13 protein-coding genes are annotated in these 16,310 nt (G+C 57.6%); 6 read left to right on the forward strand and 7 right to left on the reverse strand.

What is annotated here, in order from left to right:
* Nucleotides 1-51 precede the first annotated feature (51 nt).
* From yhdP to csrD, 7 genes are all read right to left on the reverse strand, one after another.
* Nucleotides 52-3,852, reverse strand: coding sequence for an AsmA2 domain-containing protein YhdP (yhdP, locus tag CSK29544_RS02925; RefSeq protein WP_007888216.1), 3,801 nt, complete (start codon nt 3,850-3,852; stop codon nt 52-54).
* A 60-nt stretch (nt 3,853-3,912) separates the two neighbouring features.
* On the reverse strand, nt 3,913-5,382 hold the full coding sequence (rng, locus tag CSK29544_RS02930; protein ID WP_004385132.1) for a ribonuclease G: 1,470 nt from the start codon (nt 5,380-5,382) through the stop codon (nt 3,913-3,915).
* A 5-nt stretch (nt 5,383-5,387) separates the two neighbouring features.
* Nucleotides 5,388-5,963, reverse strand: a complete 576-nt coding sequence (locus tag CSK29544_RS02935) for a Maf family protein (protein ID WP_007888217.1) — start codon at nt 5,961-5,963, stop codon at nt 5,388-5,390.
* A gap of 9 nt (nt 5,964-5,972) precedes the next feature.
* Entirely contained in the window at nt 5,973-6,461 is a 489-nt protein-coding gene (gene mreD / locus CSK29544_RS02940; protein ID WP_004385134.1) for a rod shape-determining protein MreD, read from the reverse strand.
* A complete protein-coding gene (gene mreC / locus CSK29544_RS02945; protein ID WP_007872749.1) occupies nt 6,461-7,468 on the reverse strand; it encodes a rod shape-determining protein MreC in 1,008 nt (335 codons plus the stop codon). Before mreC ends, mreD begins: the two co-directional genes overlap by 1 nt.
* A 61-nt stretch (nt 7,469-7,529) precedes the next feature.
* Nucleotides 7,530-8,573 carry a rod shape-determining protein MreB gene (gene mreB / locus CSK29544_RS02950; protein WP_004385136.1) on the reverse strand — a complete coding sequence of 348 codons (1,044 nt, stop codon included), beginning with the start codon at nt 8,571-8,573 and terminating at the stop codon, nt 7,530-7,532.
* Between the two features lie 307 nt (nt 8,574-8,880).
* A complete protein-coding gene (csrD, locus tag CSK29544_RS02955; RefSeq protein WP_029039431.1) occupies nt 8,881-10,821 on the reverse strand; it encodes an RNase E specificity factor CsrD in 1,941 nt (646 codons plus the stop codon).
* A gap of 233 nt (nt 10,822-11,054) precedes the next feature.
* Between csrD and acuI the strand changes: the two genes are divergently transcribed.
* The 6 genes from acuI (at nt 11,055) to accC (ending at nt 16,282) form a co-directional block, all read left to right on the forward strand.
* Entirely contained in the window at nt 11,055-12,029 is a 975-nt protein-coding gene (acuI, locus tag CSK29544_RS02960; protein WP_007888222.1) for an acrylyl-CoA reductase (NADPH), read from the forward strand.
* Nucleotides 12,030-12,132: 103 nt separating this feature from the next.
* Nucleotides 12,133-13,137, forward strand: a complete 1,005-nt coding sequence (gene msrP, locus CSK29544_RS02965) for a protein-methionine-sulfoxide reductase catalytic subunit MsrP (protein ID WP_007795362.1) — start codon at nt 12,133-12,135, stop codon at nt 13,135-13,137.
* A complete protein-coding gene (gene msrQ, locus CSK29544_RS02970; protein WP_004387839.1) occupies nt 13,138-13,740 on the forward strand; it encodes a protein-methionine-sulfoxide reductase heme-binding subunit MsrQ in 603 nt (200 codons plus the stop codon).
* Between the two features lie 231 nt (nt 13,741-13,971).
* Entirely contained in the window at nt 13,972-14,424 is a 453-nt protein-coding gene (aroQ, locus tag CSK29544_RS02975; RefSeq protein WP_004387840.1) for a type II 3-dehydroquinate dehydratase, read from the forward strand.
* Nucleotides 14,425-14,445: 21 nt separating this feature from the next.
* A complete protein-coding gene (gene accB, locus CSK29544_RS02980; protein WP_004387841.1) occupies nt 14,446-14,922 on the forward strand; it encodes an acetyl-CoA carboxylase biotin carboxyl carrier protein in 477 nt (158 codons plus the stop codon).
* Between the two features lie 10 nt (nt 14,923-14,932).
* On the forward strand, nt 14,933-16,282 hold the full coding sequence (gene accC, locus CSK29544_RS02985) for an acetyl-CoA carboxylase biotin carboxylase subunit (protein ID WP_007704799.1): 1,350 nt from the start codon (nt 14,933-14,935) through the stop codon (nt 16,280-16,282).
* The last annotated feature ends 28 nt before the right edge of the window (nt 16,283-16,310 follow it).

Here is a 16,310-nt window from a genome sequence, read left to right on the forward strand (position 1 = left end):
AATGAAAAAGGTTATCAGGCGAGCTTGCGGTAATTCCGCCGCGGCGTCAAATCATTGCGCCGCTTGCGCACGCGGCTGGCGCATCACTTCGTTGATTTGCGGCTTATCGATTGGCCCGGTGATGTGATAGCGCAGTACGGAGATTTTATTCCACAGCGGGCCGAGCACTTTGCTGGCGGCAAACACCGCCGCGCCGACAATCGGGTTCACGGCGAACGCCGCCGCCACGCCGACCGTCGCGGAGATTTCTGGTGCCACAACCGCTTCCATATCCAGCGTCCGGGCGGGCAGGTTAACGGAGCCTTTCATGGCGATATCCGCTTCCAGGCCATCCACCAGCGTATCTTCAGTGTGCATGATACCGTCTTTGATCCAGACCGTGCTGCGAATCGAGTCGTAATAAAAACCTTCGCCGAAGGTATCGCTGAAGTCAAAGCGCAGCTTGCGCAGCAGCGCATCGAAGCTCAGCAGGCGCAGCAGTTGCCCCGCGTGGCCGGTGCCCAGATCGGCGATCTGTCCTTTGCCGAGGCGAGTATGCAGCACGCCATTCAGTGAAGCTTCATCCGGTTTCCACGGCGCGTCGCGCCAGTGGAGATCGTAATCGACATTAAACGATGATCCCTGAAGCGGCGTTTTCACGCCGAAGAAATTGGTCGCCGCATCAAGCTGTTTGCCTTTCAGCACGCCTTTTACCGAGGTGCGCATGGCATCCTGACGGTTAACCCATTCGCCTTCCATCGTCAGGCGCGCGAAGCCGGTATCCAGCAGACCGTTCGCGAGCGACAGCGTATCGCCATTGATGGTGAAATCGCCGTCGATGCGGCCATATTTCTGTCCCCAGAGCCAGCACTCGGCGCAGCGCAGCGCCAGATTTGGCCAGTGGCTGAAATCCACGGCCTGCGTTTTTTGCCCGGAGGACGTGGTCAACACCGTGGTCGCTTCATCCGCGTGGCTCGGGTTGTAATAGAGATAGTCGATATTCGCAAGCCACGGCGCGCCGTCGCGCATCAGCAGGCGACCGTTAATTTCACGGCCCTGAGCGGAAACTTCCGTACCGCCTGTCTGCGGCTTCGTCATGATGCTGAGGTTATTCCAGCGCTGTCCGCCGAAGGTCAGCGCCGGGGTGCGCAGCGTTATCGCTTCCGGGAACAGCGTCGTGCTGCTGACCTTCTCGGCCGCGCCCTGGTTAAAGAGCGCCAGCCACTGCGCACCATCCATCGCAGGCAGATTCAGCTCAACGCCGCGGTTTTCCGGCAGCGGCGGCGTGGTGCGGCTGTCAGAGGCCCAGATAGCCCTGTCCAGCGTCAGTTTGCGCCCGAGCAGCCAGCGGCTGTTGAAATGGTTTTCCGCCCCGGCGTTGCCGGTCACATCAAAGCTTTTGAGATCGCCTTTCGCGCGCACTTTAAACGGCAGCGCTTTACCTGCGGGCTTTTCAACCGGCTCAGGTAAGTGACTGCTTACATTCTTCAGATCGCCGGTGATATCGACCTGATAATTTACGCCCGCATGATAAGGCAGCGAAATCGCCACTTTGCCGTTCCAGGGAATGCTGCCGCTAAGCGCGTCGTTCATCGGCTTCGGCAGAAGGCCGGTGCGCGTGGGCTGCCAGTCGCCGTTCATGTTCACTTCCACCTGATAAGCTTTCGGCTCTTCACGGGTCGAGAAGTCGATATTCAGCGGCTGGTTAAACCAGGTGGCCGTTAACGGTTCGCTCTGCAGATTGCCGTTCACGAAGCTGAATTTGCCGTTCAGGTTATGCAGCGTACTGTTCAGCGGCTTCACAAACAGCGCGTTATTGCGCAGCCAGACGTCGCCCTTCGCGGTCGTCATGGTGCCATCCAGCGGAATGTCGAGATGTAAGCGAGCATTCACATCGCCGTCGAGCTGGAGCTCGTCCAGCGTCGTGCCCAGAGAATCTGCAAGCGGCGTCTCTTTAAAGTAAGGCCCGACTGCTTTACCCGGCCCGGCGATATCGGCATCGATAAAGAGTTTTTCCTGCGAGTAGTCCGGGATAACGGCCGTCAGGTTTTTACCCGTAACGCCGCCAAGCATGACCTGCGGCGCCGCCATCCACAGCCCGTCATTGCGAAAATCGAGATTAATAGCGAAATCTTTCAGCGCGGGCCAGTCCGGCTGGAACGCGTAGGTGGCGTTGTGCAGCGGCACATAGACTTCAAACTGACCGTCGTTTTGTTTATATGGGAAGTGCTGCGGGTTACCGACATAGACCAGCGTGGCGTTCTCCACCTGTCCGCCCTGAATCGCGCCGCTCAGGTAATCGACGAGATCTTTACCCATCAGGTTTTCCGGGAAGTAGCGCCAGGCCTGGGCGGCATCGGAGGTCTTAATGCCTGCCAGTATTTCCAGCCAGGGCTGGCCGTTTTTCGGCTGCTGATAGCGGAAATCACCACGCGCCCACAGGGAATGCGCCTGCACATCAAGATGTTTACCGGCAAGCGTGAAGCCTTGCGCATCGTTGCGCCAGTCCAGCGTCGCCTCACCGCGCGCAATCTCCAGCGGCGCGCGGAACACCGTCTGGTACGGCATCCGGGCGTCAGTCATATTGACCGTCGCCTGGCCATGCTCCAGCGTGCCGGAAACTGAGCCGGAGAAATGCTCCGCGCCAGGCAGAAGTTTCCACTGCTGCCAGGAGAGATCGCTCCAGCGGGCCAGAAAACGCGTTTTGTCGGTCGCCTGAAGTGGGATATCGAGCGCCAGCGCATCAATTTTCCCTTTCGGGCGCGTGCTGCCCCACACTTCGCCAAGCGAGGGCGCAAGCCTTGTTGCAAGCGGTAAAAACCCTTCAAGCCCGCTCAGTTCAAGATGGCTGGCGCGTACGCGCAGTTCGTCGCTGCGCCGGACTTTGTCGCCGTCGACCGGTTGATCGGCAAGCCAGGCCAGATTCAGCGAACCTGCGGGCCAGGGCTTATCGTCCACGGTCACGCGCGTCTGCGGGATGGCGACCTGCCAGGCGTCATCGGCACGGCTGATGTGCGCGGTCAGATTATCCACCGAAAGACGATGATTGCGATCCTCGCCACGCCACGTTGTGCCGCCCTGCTTAAGCCAGATATCGCCGCCCGCCACTTCGCCGTCACGCAGCGTCATCCACGCTTCGAGGCTGAACTGCGCGCTGGTCAGATCGACGTTATCTTTCATCCACTGGCCAAGCCAGGGCTTAACATCCACATCATCCGCCTGCATCCAGACCGTACCGCGATTCAGCAGGCCGTTGTCATCGCGCAGATCCATGCGCACCTGCATCACGCCATGCTGACCGGTAAGACTGGAGAGGCTGACCTGGCCTTCGGCGCGGTGACGATTTTTCCCGTTAAGCCAGGTTAACTGAGGAACAGCGAGTTCGGCGCGCTGGCCGGATATCGTGATAAAGCTGAGTGTACTGTCGCGCAGATCGAAGTGATCGAACTGACGGAAGAAGAGATCGCTGAGTTTGTTGCCTTCCAGCGGGTTGCCGCCTTCGCGCTGTTTGATTGGCGTGTTGGTACGCACCTGGAGCTGGTAAAAGGTGAGATCGCGAAACTGCCAGCGCAGATGCAGCAGGCTTTGCCAGACATCCAGCGCGACCGTGACGCGCCTGACGGAAACGTTGCCGCCGTCGCTGAGCTGCGCGCGGATATCACGCACGTCGAGCGTCGGGCCGAAGGTTTGCCAGGCGGCGTCAACATGGCTCGCCTGTACGGGAACGCCGGTCGCGCTGGAGATTTTCTCCAGCAGCGTGGGCCGCCAGGTGTTGAGATGTGGCAGCGCGAGGCGCAGTCCACTCACCATCAGTGCGACGATAACAATCAGCGTTGCGCCTGTGAGTAGCAAAATGCCCGGCAGTCGCCTCACCCTTCTCTCCTTGTCAGCCGCCGCGGCGGTACCTTCACTCACACAGTCGACCGCTGTGCGCTACATCATGACCACGTCGAACTGCTCCTGGTTATAGAGCGGTTCGATTTGCACCTTAACCTGTTTACCGACAAAAATCTCCACTTCGGCCAGCGCATGGGATTCATCGCTTTTCAGCGCCTCCGCCACCGCAGGCGACGCGTAAACCAGGAAGCGGTCAGAGTCGTAAGCGTGATGCACGCGCACGATTTCGCGCATGATTTCATAGCAGACGGTTTCTACCGTTTTCACGGTGCCGCGACCATGACAGGTTGGACAGTCATTACACAGCACATGTTCAATACTTTCGCGGGTACGTTTGCGGGTCATTTCCACCAGGCCGAGCTGCGAGAAGCCGTTGATGCTGGTTTTCACGCGATCCTTGCTCAGCGCCTGCTCAAGCGAGTGCAGCACGCGGCGGCGGTGATCTTCATTACTCATATCGATGAAATCGATGATGATAATGCCGCCGAGATTGCGCAGACGCAGCTGGCGGGCAATCGCCTGCGTCGCTTCGATATTAGTGTTGAAAATGGTGTCGTCGAGATTGCGATGGCCGACAAAAGCGCCGGTGTTGATATCAATCGTCGTCATCGCTTCGGTCTGATCGATGATCAGATAGCCGCCGGATTTCAGCTCCACTTTACGCTCCAGCGCGCGCTGGATTTCATTCTCAACGTCATAGAGATCGAAAATCGGCTGACGGCCGCTATAGTGTTCAAGCTTGCTGGTCATCTCCGGCATATACTCCGCCGTAAATTCCAGCAGCATTTCATAGGTCAGACGGGAATCGACGCGGATGCGGTCAAGCTGGGCGACCGCGAAATCGCGCAGTACACGCTGGGCCAGCGCCAGTTCACCGTAAAGCTGATAGCGCGTCTGGTGGCGCTTTTTACGCTCCATCACTTTGGTCCAGACGCGTTTCAGATAGGCGGCATCAGACGCCAAATCTTCTTCGCACACACCTTCGGCGGCGGTACGAATAATAAAGCCGCCCTGCTCGTCGCAGTAATCCGCCACGATGCGTTTCAGGCGCTCGCGCTCGGTTTCGCTTTCAATACGCTGAGAGACGCCGACGTGCGATGCGCCCGGCATAAAAACCAGATAGCGCGACGGCAGCGTGATGTCGGTGGTGAGACGCGCGCCTTTGGTGCCGAGCGGATCTTTCACCACCTGCACCATGAGATCCTGCCCCTGGCGCACCAGCTCTGAGATATCGCGAACGGTGAAGTTTTTCTGCTCGTCGCCCGCCACGCATTCGGTGTGCGGCATGATGTCGGAGGCGTGAAGAAACGCGGCTTTATCGAGGCCAATATCTACAAATGCCGCCTGCATTCCCGGAAGAACGCGACTGACCCGACCTTTGTAGATATTGCCTACTATCCCGCGGCGCGCTTCACGCTCAATGTGAATTTCCTGCAAAATACCGCCATCAATGTACGCCACCCGGGTTTCCGACGGGGTAACGTTAACCAACAATTCAGCCGTCATCTTGTTTATCCCTCACGCAGTGAGTTGAATTCGCTCAGCAATTCCCAGGTTTCTACCAGCGGAAGCCCTACCACCGCGTGGTAGCTTCCTTCTATACGTCTGACAAAACAGCCGCCCAGCCCCTGAATCCCGTATGCGCCCGCTTTGTCCATCGGCTCGCCGCTTTCGACATACGCCGCGATGTCCTGCGCCGTCAGCGCCCGGAACGTCACGCGGGTAATGACCAGACGCTCACACACGCGCTGTTTATCAGCAAGCGCGACGGCGGTCATCACTTCATGCGTTTGCCCGGAGAGCCTGCGCAGCATCTCTGCCGCATGGGCGGCGTCGCGCGGTTTTTCCAGCGCGTCGCCATCCAGCACGACGATCGTATCGGCGCCAAGCACAGGGAGATCGCGCGCGGCCAGCACGACGCCAGCACGGGCTTTGTCGCGGGCCAGACGGGTGACATAATCCTGCGGCGCTTCCTGCGCGCCGCGCTGTTCCTCAACTCCCGGCACCAGACGTTCAAACGTAACGCCCAGCATTCCCAGCAGCTCCTGACGACGCGGTGAGCCCGAGGCGAGATAAAGATCTGTCATATCTGTCCTTTATTGTACAGCAAACTGTTGGCGTACTTTGCGCATCAGCAGGAATATCCACGGCCAGAGCACGCCATTCACAACGCTGCTCCAGAAGACTTCAGGCCGGAAAGCCACATCGATAACCAGGAATTCCGCCCAGAAGACGATAATATCCGCCGCCAGCGACAACAGCATCACGACCAGCGCCTGTTGCCAGAGCGCCAGGTTGCGGAAAAGCTGAAATTTCAGCGCGACCAGATAGGCGATGATACTCAGTGAAAGGGCGCGAACCCCCAGCGTAGAGCCGCTGATAAGATCCAGTATGGCACCCATCACAAAACCCGTGCCAACATTTACGCGATGCGGCAGCGCGAGGATCCAGTACAGCAGAATCAGCAGCACCCAGTTAGGCCGGAAAACGATAATCGCATCCGGCCAGGGCATAATCTGCAACAGCAGCGCGATTAAAAAAGAGAGCCAGATAACCCAGCGCCCCTGACTACGGTAGCTCGCCACTACTGTCCTCCCTGTGCGGGAGTCGCGCCGCCAGACGGCGTCGCGGTGGGTGATCCCGCGTTTGGCGCAGCAGGCGCAGGCGGCCCCATCGCATCCGGCGATGGCAGTACCTGCGGCATCATCTGCATCAGGCGTTCGTTCGCCACGCGATGCACTTCCTCCGGCGTCATCGGATTTTTACCTTCGCGATCGGCTCCCCACAGCAGCAGCAGATAACGCAGACGTTGCAGACCGGCGGTCGGACGCGCCTGAATGACGGTATACGCGCGCTGGGTGTCGAGCTTCACGGATGAGACCACGCCAACCGGATACCCTTCCGGGAAACGGCCGCCGAGACCGGAGGTCACCAGCACATCGCCGACGCGAATATCGGTATTGGCAGGAAGATGCTCCAGCTGTAAATCGTCGGTACAACCGCTACCGGCCGCAATGACGCGAATGTCATTACGCAGCACCTGAACAGGCAGCGCGTGGGTGGCGTCGCAGATAAGCAGCACACGGCTGGTAAGTTTCGCCACGGCGACCACCTGACCCACCACGCCTTTATCGCTGATGACCGGCTGGCCTTCATAAACGCCATTGACGCTGCCTTTATCGATCACGACCTGATCGCTGTAAGGATCGTTGACGGTCGAGATCACCTGCGTCACCATTTTCTGTTCATCCTGACGCAGCGGCGAGCCGAGCAGTTCGCGCAGGCGCGCGTTTTCCTGCTTGTACTGGCCAAGCATCAGAATTTCGCTGTTCTTCAGCAGCAACTCCTGACGCAGCGCCCGGTTTTCCAGCTCAAGCTGATCGCGGGACGCCAGCGTTTGCGAGACGCTGTCGAGTAATTCACGTGGACCGTTGGAGATAAAGTAGAAAGGACTGACGGCGGTATCCATGTACGTCCGAATCTGACTGAACGTACCGAGGCGGCTGTCGGCGATGATGACACCAAGCGCCACCAGCACCGCCAGAATAAGGCGAATCTGTAGCGACGGGCCACGGCTAAAAATTGGCTTCATAGGCTATGCGTATTCCCAAACCAACAAGAAGGGCAACCTGAGTTGCCCTTTCCTGCGGCTGTTACTCTTCGCTGAACAGGTCGCCGCCGTGCATGTCGATCATTTCCAGCGCCTTGCCGCCGCCTCGGGCCACGCAAGTGAGCGGATCTTCCGCCACCACGACCGGAATGCCGGTCTCTTCCATCAGCAAACGGTCAAGGTTACGCAGCAGCGCGCCGCCGCCGGTCAGTACCATGCCGCGCTCGGAGATGTCGGAAGCCAGTTCTGGCGGGCACTGTTCCAGCGCGACCATAACGGCGCTGACGATACCAGTCAGCGGTTCCTGCAGCGCTTCGAGAATTTCGTTAGAGTTCAGGGTGAAACCGCGCGGAACGCCTTCTGCCAGGTTACGGCCGCGAACTTCGATTTCGCGGACTTCGTCGCCCGGGTAGGCGGAGCCGATTTCATGTTTGATACGCTCAGCGGTGGCTTCACCGATAAGCGAGCCGTAGTTACGGCGCACATAATTAATGATGGCTTCGTCAAAACGGTCGCCGCCGATACGCACGGAGGAGGAGTACACCACGCCGTTCAGGGAGATAACCGCCACTTCGGTCGTACCACCACCGATATCCACCACCATAGAACCGGTCGCTTCAGACACCGGCAGACCCGCGCCAATCGCGGCCGCCATCGGCTCTTCAATCAGGAACACTTCACGCGCGCCTGCGCCCTGTGCGGATTCGCGGATAGCACGGCGTTCAACCTGAGTCGCGCCGACCGGCACACACACCAGCACGCGCGGGCTCGGGCGCATAAAGCTGTTGCTGTGCACTTGCTTAATGAAGTGCTGAAGCATTTTTTCCGTGACAAAGAAATCGGCGATCACGCCATCTTTCATCGGGCGGATAGCGGCGATATTGCCCGGCGTACGGCCAAGCATCTGCTTCGCTTCATGACCAACGGCCGCAACGCTCTTCGGCGAGCCGGCACGATCCTGGCGAATGGCGACCACGGAAGGCTCATTCAGTACGATGCCTTGCCCTTTTACATAGATAAGGGTATTCGCGGTACCCAGGTCAATGGACAGGTCATTGGAAAACATGCCACGAAATTTTTTAAACATACTAAGGGATAATCCTGAAAGCTGGGGCGGAAAACAAAATCCGCTTACTTTACCAACCACACGAAGCAGCGACAAGGCGCAAAAAATGTTCTGCATCGGTGAAAAATAGTGCGGCTTTTCTTCTGTTAAACCGTCGTCGCCCCGGCCTTTCCGGCTGACGATTTCGTGAGCGTTGCTGGCCCGACGACGTCTTATACGTGAAGAATGAAAGCCTGCGTTAATATGCTGCGACACTCTGGCCGGCAGGCGTACGCCCCCTTAAGATGCAGCGCGCGTTATTCTACGTGAAAACAAGTTAAACGGCAGGTCAAACCGAGTATCTTTGCGAATATTTTTTCACATTAGTATCGAGAGGTTGCGAGGCGGCAAAAAAATCGCCCTGACCTCCCGTCACGCCACGCTCGACCAGCGTCTGCCATTCACTTTTGGTTCTGACGCCGGCGGCAAAAACCCGCGTCTGCGTTCCGTTGCACGCCTCCACCAGACTCTGTACAAAAAGCTGGTTTTCGGTGCGCTTGTTGATATCCCGCACCAGCCCCGGATGCAGCTTGATAATTTCCACATCCAGCGCTTTTATCCAGGCCGTGCCGACCACCGTTAATCCCGCCTGGACCACCGCGATGCGAAGCCCAAGCGCCCTGATTAAACGCACAACCGGTTGTAAACGGCTGAGATGTTGACAAACATCTGCCTCGGCAAGTTCAAAAAGAATGCGTTTTCGATGCGATTTTTCGCACTGCATCAATGTGTCGCGCAGCCAGCGCTGGAACGGCGGACGGATCAACGACTCGACCGTGACCGGCAGCGCCAGCGTTTCGTCCGGCCAGAAGCGCAGGAAAGGCAGAACGCGGGTAATCAGCTGGCGATCATACTGTTCTGCCAGACCAAACTGCTGCACCATCGGCATATACTCTGCCGCCAGCACCTCTTCTTCACCGTCAAAAATACGGCACATTAATTCGCGATGATGCACATAGCCGTCGCGCAATACGGCCGGTTTTTGATAAAAACGCGGGCCGCCGCGCTGCAGTGCGTTTTCAATTAAAGTGCGCCAGCGCACGTTGCCGCGCCCTTTTTCCGGCAGCGTACTGTCATAGACCGCCCAGCCGTTGCCGCCCTGCAATACCGCGTTGCGGGCCGCCACTTCGGCGTGTTCCATGACCTGTTCGGTCGTCTGTCCGCTGCGCCAGGCGCAAATGCCGATATGCAGCATATCGCTGCTGTCCAGCATCCGGGTCGGCGGCAGCGCCCCCACCGCTTTCAGTAACTGGCTGGCGATGCTGTCGGCTTCTTTAAGCGTGCGATGCGGCAACAGTACGGCAAAATCGCTGCGGAAATACCGCGCCAGCAGCGCGCCGGGGTAGCGCATAATAAAAGTAGAAAGCATGTTGATAAGCGTGAAGAGATACTCTTCAACGGCGGTTTTTCCCCAGCTATCACGCAGCATGTCGAAATCTGGCAGGCGGATCATCATCACCACGCCGTGCGTCACGGCGTTATCCTGCTCTTCCAGCAGGGTCGCCAGTTGATTATCAAAGAAGATGCGGTTGCTCAGCCCGGTTTTGGCATCCTGGGCTGCGAAGGCACGGATCAGCGTATCCATGCGGCTGCGCTGTTCTCCGGCACGCTGTAATTCGGTCAGCAAGACATCCAGCGCGCTGCTGGCGTGGGTGGGCCATTCATGAATATTGCCGCGCGCATTCGCGCCACGTTCGCCATTGAGGATGCGCACCGCGCGGCCTTCCAGCAGTTCCTGCCCTGCGAGCTGACGTTTGATCCAGCGTACAGAGATATAAATGATGACGACCATCAGGGCAAAAGCCAGCGTCAGCGGCGCGGTAGTCAACAGAGAACGATAATAGTTGGCCAGCGGATCCTGCCAGGTTAAACGCAGCGTCATGCCGGGGTGTTTAATCAAAGGAACAGAAAGCTGGCGGGCACGGGTCTGAAAGGGCGATTCCCGATAGCTTTCGGGTCTCGTATGGCTGAACACAATTTTATCGCCCAGCGCGAACTCGATTCGCACGATATCCAGTGGCACCATAATTTCATCAAGCCGGGACTGCATCATCTGCGGAGACTGGGAAACCAGTTCGTTATCCACAATGGAAGCCACCGACGCGACGCGCTGCGTCACTTTATGCTGAATGGCGTTAAAAAAGCTGAGTGAGCAGCCAAGCAGCGTCACCAGCATCGCCATACCGACCAGCAGCGTGACAAAGGCGGAGAATTTCGTCGTTAAGCGCATCCTTGTGTTAACTCCGTGGTTGGGTGTCACGCGGGGGAACCGCCTTTCGGTTCTTCACGCTAATGGACAGGTTGAAAGTGAGTGCTAACTTTGAATATCGAACCGCGCATACTACCAGAAATGGTGGCGCGGCTATGCAGTTTTCTTGCGGCAAATCGGCATAAGGTTTCAATATGCGAGTATAGTCCTCAGGAATGATTTTCCCACTTAAGTCGTTTTTAAGGAGCGTTAACATGAAGGCGTTACTTCTCGAACAGCAGGATGGCAAAACGCTGGCCTGCGTGAAACCAGTAGAAGAAGCGATGCTGCCGCAGGCAGAAGTGACGGTCGATATCGACTGGTCAAGCCTTAACTATAAAGACGCCCTGGCGATTACCGGCAAAGGCAAAATCATTCGTGAATTTCCGATGGTACCGGGTATCGATTTCGCAGGCGTCGTGCGCGACAGCGCGGACGCGCGCTTTACGCCAGGCCAGCAGGTGCTGCTGACCGGCTGGGGCGTTGGCGAAAACCACTGGGGTGGCCTTGCCGAAACGGCGCGAGTAAAAGCCGACTGGCTGGTGCCGCTGCCGCAGGGGCTGGATGGCCGTCAGGCGATGATCATCGGCACGGCGGGCTTTACCGCGATGCTGTGCGTGATGGCGCTGGAAGACGCGGGTGTGCGACCGGAAAGCGGCGAGGTGCTTGTCACCGGCGCAAGCGGCGGCGTAGGCAGCACGGCGGTGGCGCTGTTGCATAACCTCGGGTATCAGGTTGTGGCGGTTTCCGGGCGTGAAAGCACACATGATTACCTGCAAAGCCTCGGCGCCAGCCGGATTGTGGGCCGTGACGAATTCACAGAAAGCCGCCCGCTGGAGAAACAGCTGTGGGCAGGCGCGGTAGACACCGTCGGCGATAAAGTTCTGGCGAAAGTGCTGGCGCAGACGAATTACGGCGGCTGCGTGGCGGCCTGCGGCCTTGCGGGCGGTTTTGCGCTGCCCACCACGGTGATGCCTTTTATCCTGCGCAACGTGCGCCTCCAGGGCGTGGATTCCGTGATGACGCCTGCGCCGCGTCGCCTTGAAGCATGGCAGCGCCTGGTGCGCGATCTGCCATCCTCGTTTTATCAGCAGAGCGCGACCGAAATCACGCTCGATCAGGCGGCTGAATTCGCTGAAGCCATTATCAGCAACCGCGCGCAGGGCCGGACGCTGGTAAAAATTCGCTAAGCTAAAATTTATTTACAGATAATTAACCTCTTCACTCGCAGGCTGACTTGAGCCCTGTCATGATTAAGCGGTAGCGTTACGTATCGTTTTTGCGGAGCCGGTCATGAAAAAAGTCAGCCGTTTAACCGAAGCCGATGTCACCGCCGAGTCGGCTTTCTTTATGCAGCGCCGTCAGGTGCTGAAAGCCCTGGGTATCACTACCGCAGCGCTCTCGCTGCCCACCGCCGCACACGCGGATGTGCTCTCCTGGTTTAAAGGAAACGACCGGCCTAAAGCGCCCGCCGGCGCGCCGCTTGATTTCACGCGTCCTGCGCAATACCAGGCGAAGCTTGACCTGACACCGGAAGATAAAGTCACCGGCTATAACAACTTCTATGAATTTGGGCTGGATAAAGCCGACCCGGCCGCGAACGCCGGCAGTCTGAAAACCAACCCGTGGACGCTGAAAATAGGCGGAGAAGTGGCGAAACCGCTGACGCTGGATCACGACGACCTCACTAAAAAGTTTCCGCTTGAAGAGCGCATCTACCGGATGCGCTGCGTCGAAGCCTGGTCGATGGTGGTGCCGTGGATAGGTTTCCCGCTGCATAAACTGCTCGCGCTGGTGGAGCCCACCAGCAATGCGAAATATGTCGCGTTCAAAACGCTCTACGCGCCCGATATTATGCCGGGCCAGAAAGACCGCTTTATCGGCGGCGGGCTGGAGTATCCGTACGTCGAAGCGCTGCGCCTTGATGAGGCGATGCACCCGCTCACGATGCTGACGACCGGCGTCTACGGTAAAGCCCTGCCGCCGCAAAACGGCGCGCCGGTGCGTCTCACCGTACCGTGGAAATATGGCTTTAAAGGCATTAAATCGATCGTCAGCATTACGTTGACCCGCGAGCGCCCGCCAACGACGTGGAATATGGCGGCACCGGATGAATATGGTTTTTACGCCAACGTGAATCCGCATGTCGATCATCCGCGCTGGTCGCAAGCCAGCGAGCGTGTCATCGGCGCAGGCGGCGTACTGGATGTGAAGCGCCAGCCGACGCTACTTTTTAACGGCTACGCCGATGAGGTGGCGTCGCTCTATAAAGGCCTCGATCTGCGGGAGAACTTCTGAGTGCGTTTAACGGCAAAACAGATTACCTGGCTGAAAGTGGCGCTGCATCTCGCCGCATTTTTACCGCTGGTGTGGCTTTTTTATGCCGCAAGCCAGGGCTTGTTCAGCGCCGATCCGGCGAAAGATATTCAGCATTTTACCGGCAGAATGGCGCTAAAACTGCTGCTCGCCACGCTTCTGGTGACGCCGCTTACGCGCCTTCTTAAGCAGCCGCTGCTTATCCGCACCCGGCGTCTGCTGGGCTTATGGTGTTTTGCGTGGGCGACGCTGCACCTGGTGAGCTATTCGCTGCTGGAGCTGGGGCTTAGCAATCTGTCGCTGCTTGGCAGCGAACTGGTTTCGCGCCCTTACCTGACGCTGGGTGTTGTCAGCTGGCTTATTCTGCTGGCGCTGGCGCTCACTTCTTTCCAGGCGGCGCAGCGAAAACTGGGTCGCCGGTGGCAAACATTGCATAACTTCATCTATCTGGTTGCGATCCTCGCCCCGATTCACTACCTGTGGTCAGTGAAGATTCTGTCGCCGCAACCTGTCCTTTACGCACTGGGCGCGATCGTTCTGCTGGCATGGCGCTATAAAAAGCTGCGCCAATGGTGGCGAACGTGACGCGTTTATGTGCGTTTTCCCGCACTTCTGTTATTACCCGATAACGTTTTCCTGAGGGTGGTTGATAATCTTCCCTGATAAGACCAGTATTTAGCTGCCAAATGCTACGAAATCGTTATAATGTGCGACTTTGGTTTTTCACCCACGGCTTTTTACACGCCGACGGGTGACAACCAGACGATGAAGGTATATTTTGACATTTACCGGAAGATGGCAGGAGATAGCGCCAGGATGACCGAGAAATTTCACATTTTGCTTTTAAACGGCCCGAACCTTAACATGCTGGGCACGCGTGAGCCGGAGAAGTACGGTACACAGACGCTTGAACAAATTGTTAACGAGCTCGCCGCTGTTGCAAAGCAGTTGAATGTCTCGTTCGATCACCTGCAATCCAACGCTGAATATGCGCTTATCGACCGAATTCATCAGGCTAAAGACAAGATTGACTATATCCTGATCAATCCGGCCGCGTTTACGCATACCAGCGTGGCGCTGCGCGACGCGCTGCTGTCGGTGAATATCCCGTTTATCGAGATCCACCTGAGCAATGTGCACGCCCGAGAGCCTTTCCGGCATCATTCATACCTTTCGGATATTGCCGCCGGCGTCATCTGCGGATTAGGTGCCGATGGCTATACCTATGCGTTACAGACGGCGGTCAAACGCCTGTCACAATCACACTAAACAAGAGTACGGAACCCACTCATGGATATTCGTAAGATTAAAAAACTGATCGAGCTGGTTGAAGAATCAGGCATCGCTGAACTGGAAATTTCTGAAGGCGAAGAGTCTGTACGTATCAGCCGCTCCCCGGCCAATACAGGCTTCCCGGTGATGCAGCAGGCGTATGCCGCGCCGATGATGCAGCAGCAGCCGCAAGCCCTGTCCAACGCTGTTGCTCCTGCCGCCGCTCCGGCAGCAGAAGCGCCGGCTGCCGCAGAAGTCAGTGGTCACATCGTACGTTCCCCGATGGTTGGTACCTTCTATCGTACCCCGAGCCCGGATGCGAAAGCGTTTGTGGAAGTAGGCCAGAAAGTCAACGTAGGCGACACCCTATGCATCGTTGAAGCGATGAAAATGATGAACCAGATCGAATCCGACAAAGCGGGCGTCGTGAAAGCGATCCTGGTGGAAAGCGGTCAGCCAGTAGAATTTGACGAGCCGCTGGTTGTCATCGAATAACGAGGCGAACATGCTGGATAAAATTGTCATCGCTAACCGCGGCGAAATCGCACTGCGTATTCTTCGTGCCTGTAAAGAACTGGGCATCAAGACCGTCGCTGTGCATTCCACCGCGGATCGCGACCTGAAACACGTACTGCTGGCAGACGAGACCGTGTGTATCGGTCCGGCGCCGTCAGTCAAAAGCTATCTGAACATCCCGGCCATCATCGCTGCCGCTGAAATTACCGGCGCCGTGGCGATTCACCCGGGCTATGGCTTCCTCTCTGAGAACGCCAACTTCGCCGAGCAGGTTGAGCAGTCCGGCTTTATCTTCATTGGCCCGAAAGCCGACACGATTCGCCTGATGGGCGACAAAGTGTCTGCGATTACTGCCATGAAGAAAGCGGGCGTACCGACCGTACCGGGCTCCGACGGCCCGCTGGGCGATGATATGGATAAGAACCGCGCCCATGCGAAACGCATCGGCTACCCGGTCATTATCAAAGCGTCCGGCGGCGGCGGCGGTCGCGGTATGCGCGTTGTGCGCAGCGATGCTGAACTGGCGCAGTCTATCTCCATGACCAAAGCGGAAGCGAAAGCCGCTTTCAACAACGATATGGTCTACATGGAGAAGTACCTGGAAAACCCACGTCACATCGAAATTCAGGTGCTGGCGGACGGTCAGGGCAACGCTATCTATCTGGCGGAACGCGACTGCTCCATGCAGCGTCGTCACCAGAAAGTCGTCGAAGAAGCGCCGGCACCGGGCATTACCCCGGAACTGCGCCGCTACATCGGCGAGCGCTGCGCGAAAGCGTGTGTCGATATCGGCTACCGCGGCGCGGGTACGTTCGAGTTCCTGTTTGAAAACGGCGAGTTCTACTTCATTGAGATGAACACCCGTATTCAGGTAGAGCATCCGGTGACCGAGATGATCACAGGCGTTGACCTGATCAAAGAGCAGCTGCGTATCGCTGCCGGTCAGCCGCTCTCTATCAAACAGGAAGAAGTCGTAGTCAAAGGCCATGCGGTCGAGTGCCGTATCAACGCCGAAGACCCGAACACGTTCCTGCCAAGCCCGGGTAAAATCACGCGCTTCCATGCGCCGGGCGGCTTTGGCGTTCGTTGGGAATCGCATATCTACGCCGGTTATACCGTACCGCCGTATTACGATTCCATGATCGGCAAGCTCATCTGCTATGGCGAAAACCGCGACGTGGCCCTGGCCCGTATGCGTAACGCCCTGCAGGAGCTGATCATCGACGGCATCAAAACCAACGTTGATCTGCAGACCCGCATCATGAACGATGAAAACTTCCAGCACGGTGGCACAAACATCCACTATCTGGAGAAGAAACTGGGCCTGCAAGAGAAATAAGCCCCGTTTCCCTGCACAAGGCCAGCTC

The sequence above is a fragment of the Cronobacter sakazakii genome (genome assembly GCF_000982825.1).
In the GTDB taxonomy this organism is placed as follows: domain Bacteria; phylum Pseudomonadota; class Gammaproteobacteria; order Enterobacterales; family Enterobacteriaceae; genus Cronobacter; species Cronobacter sakazakii.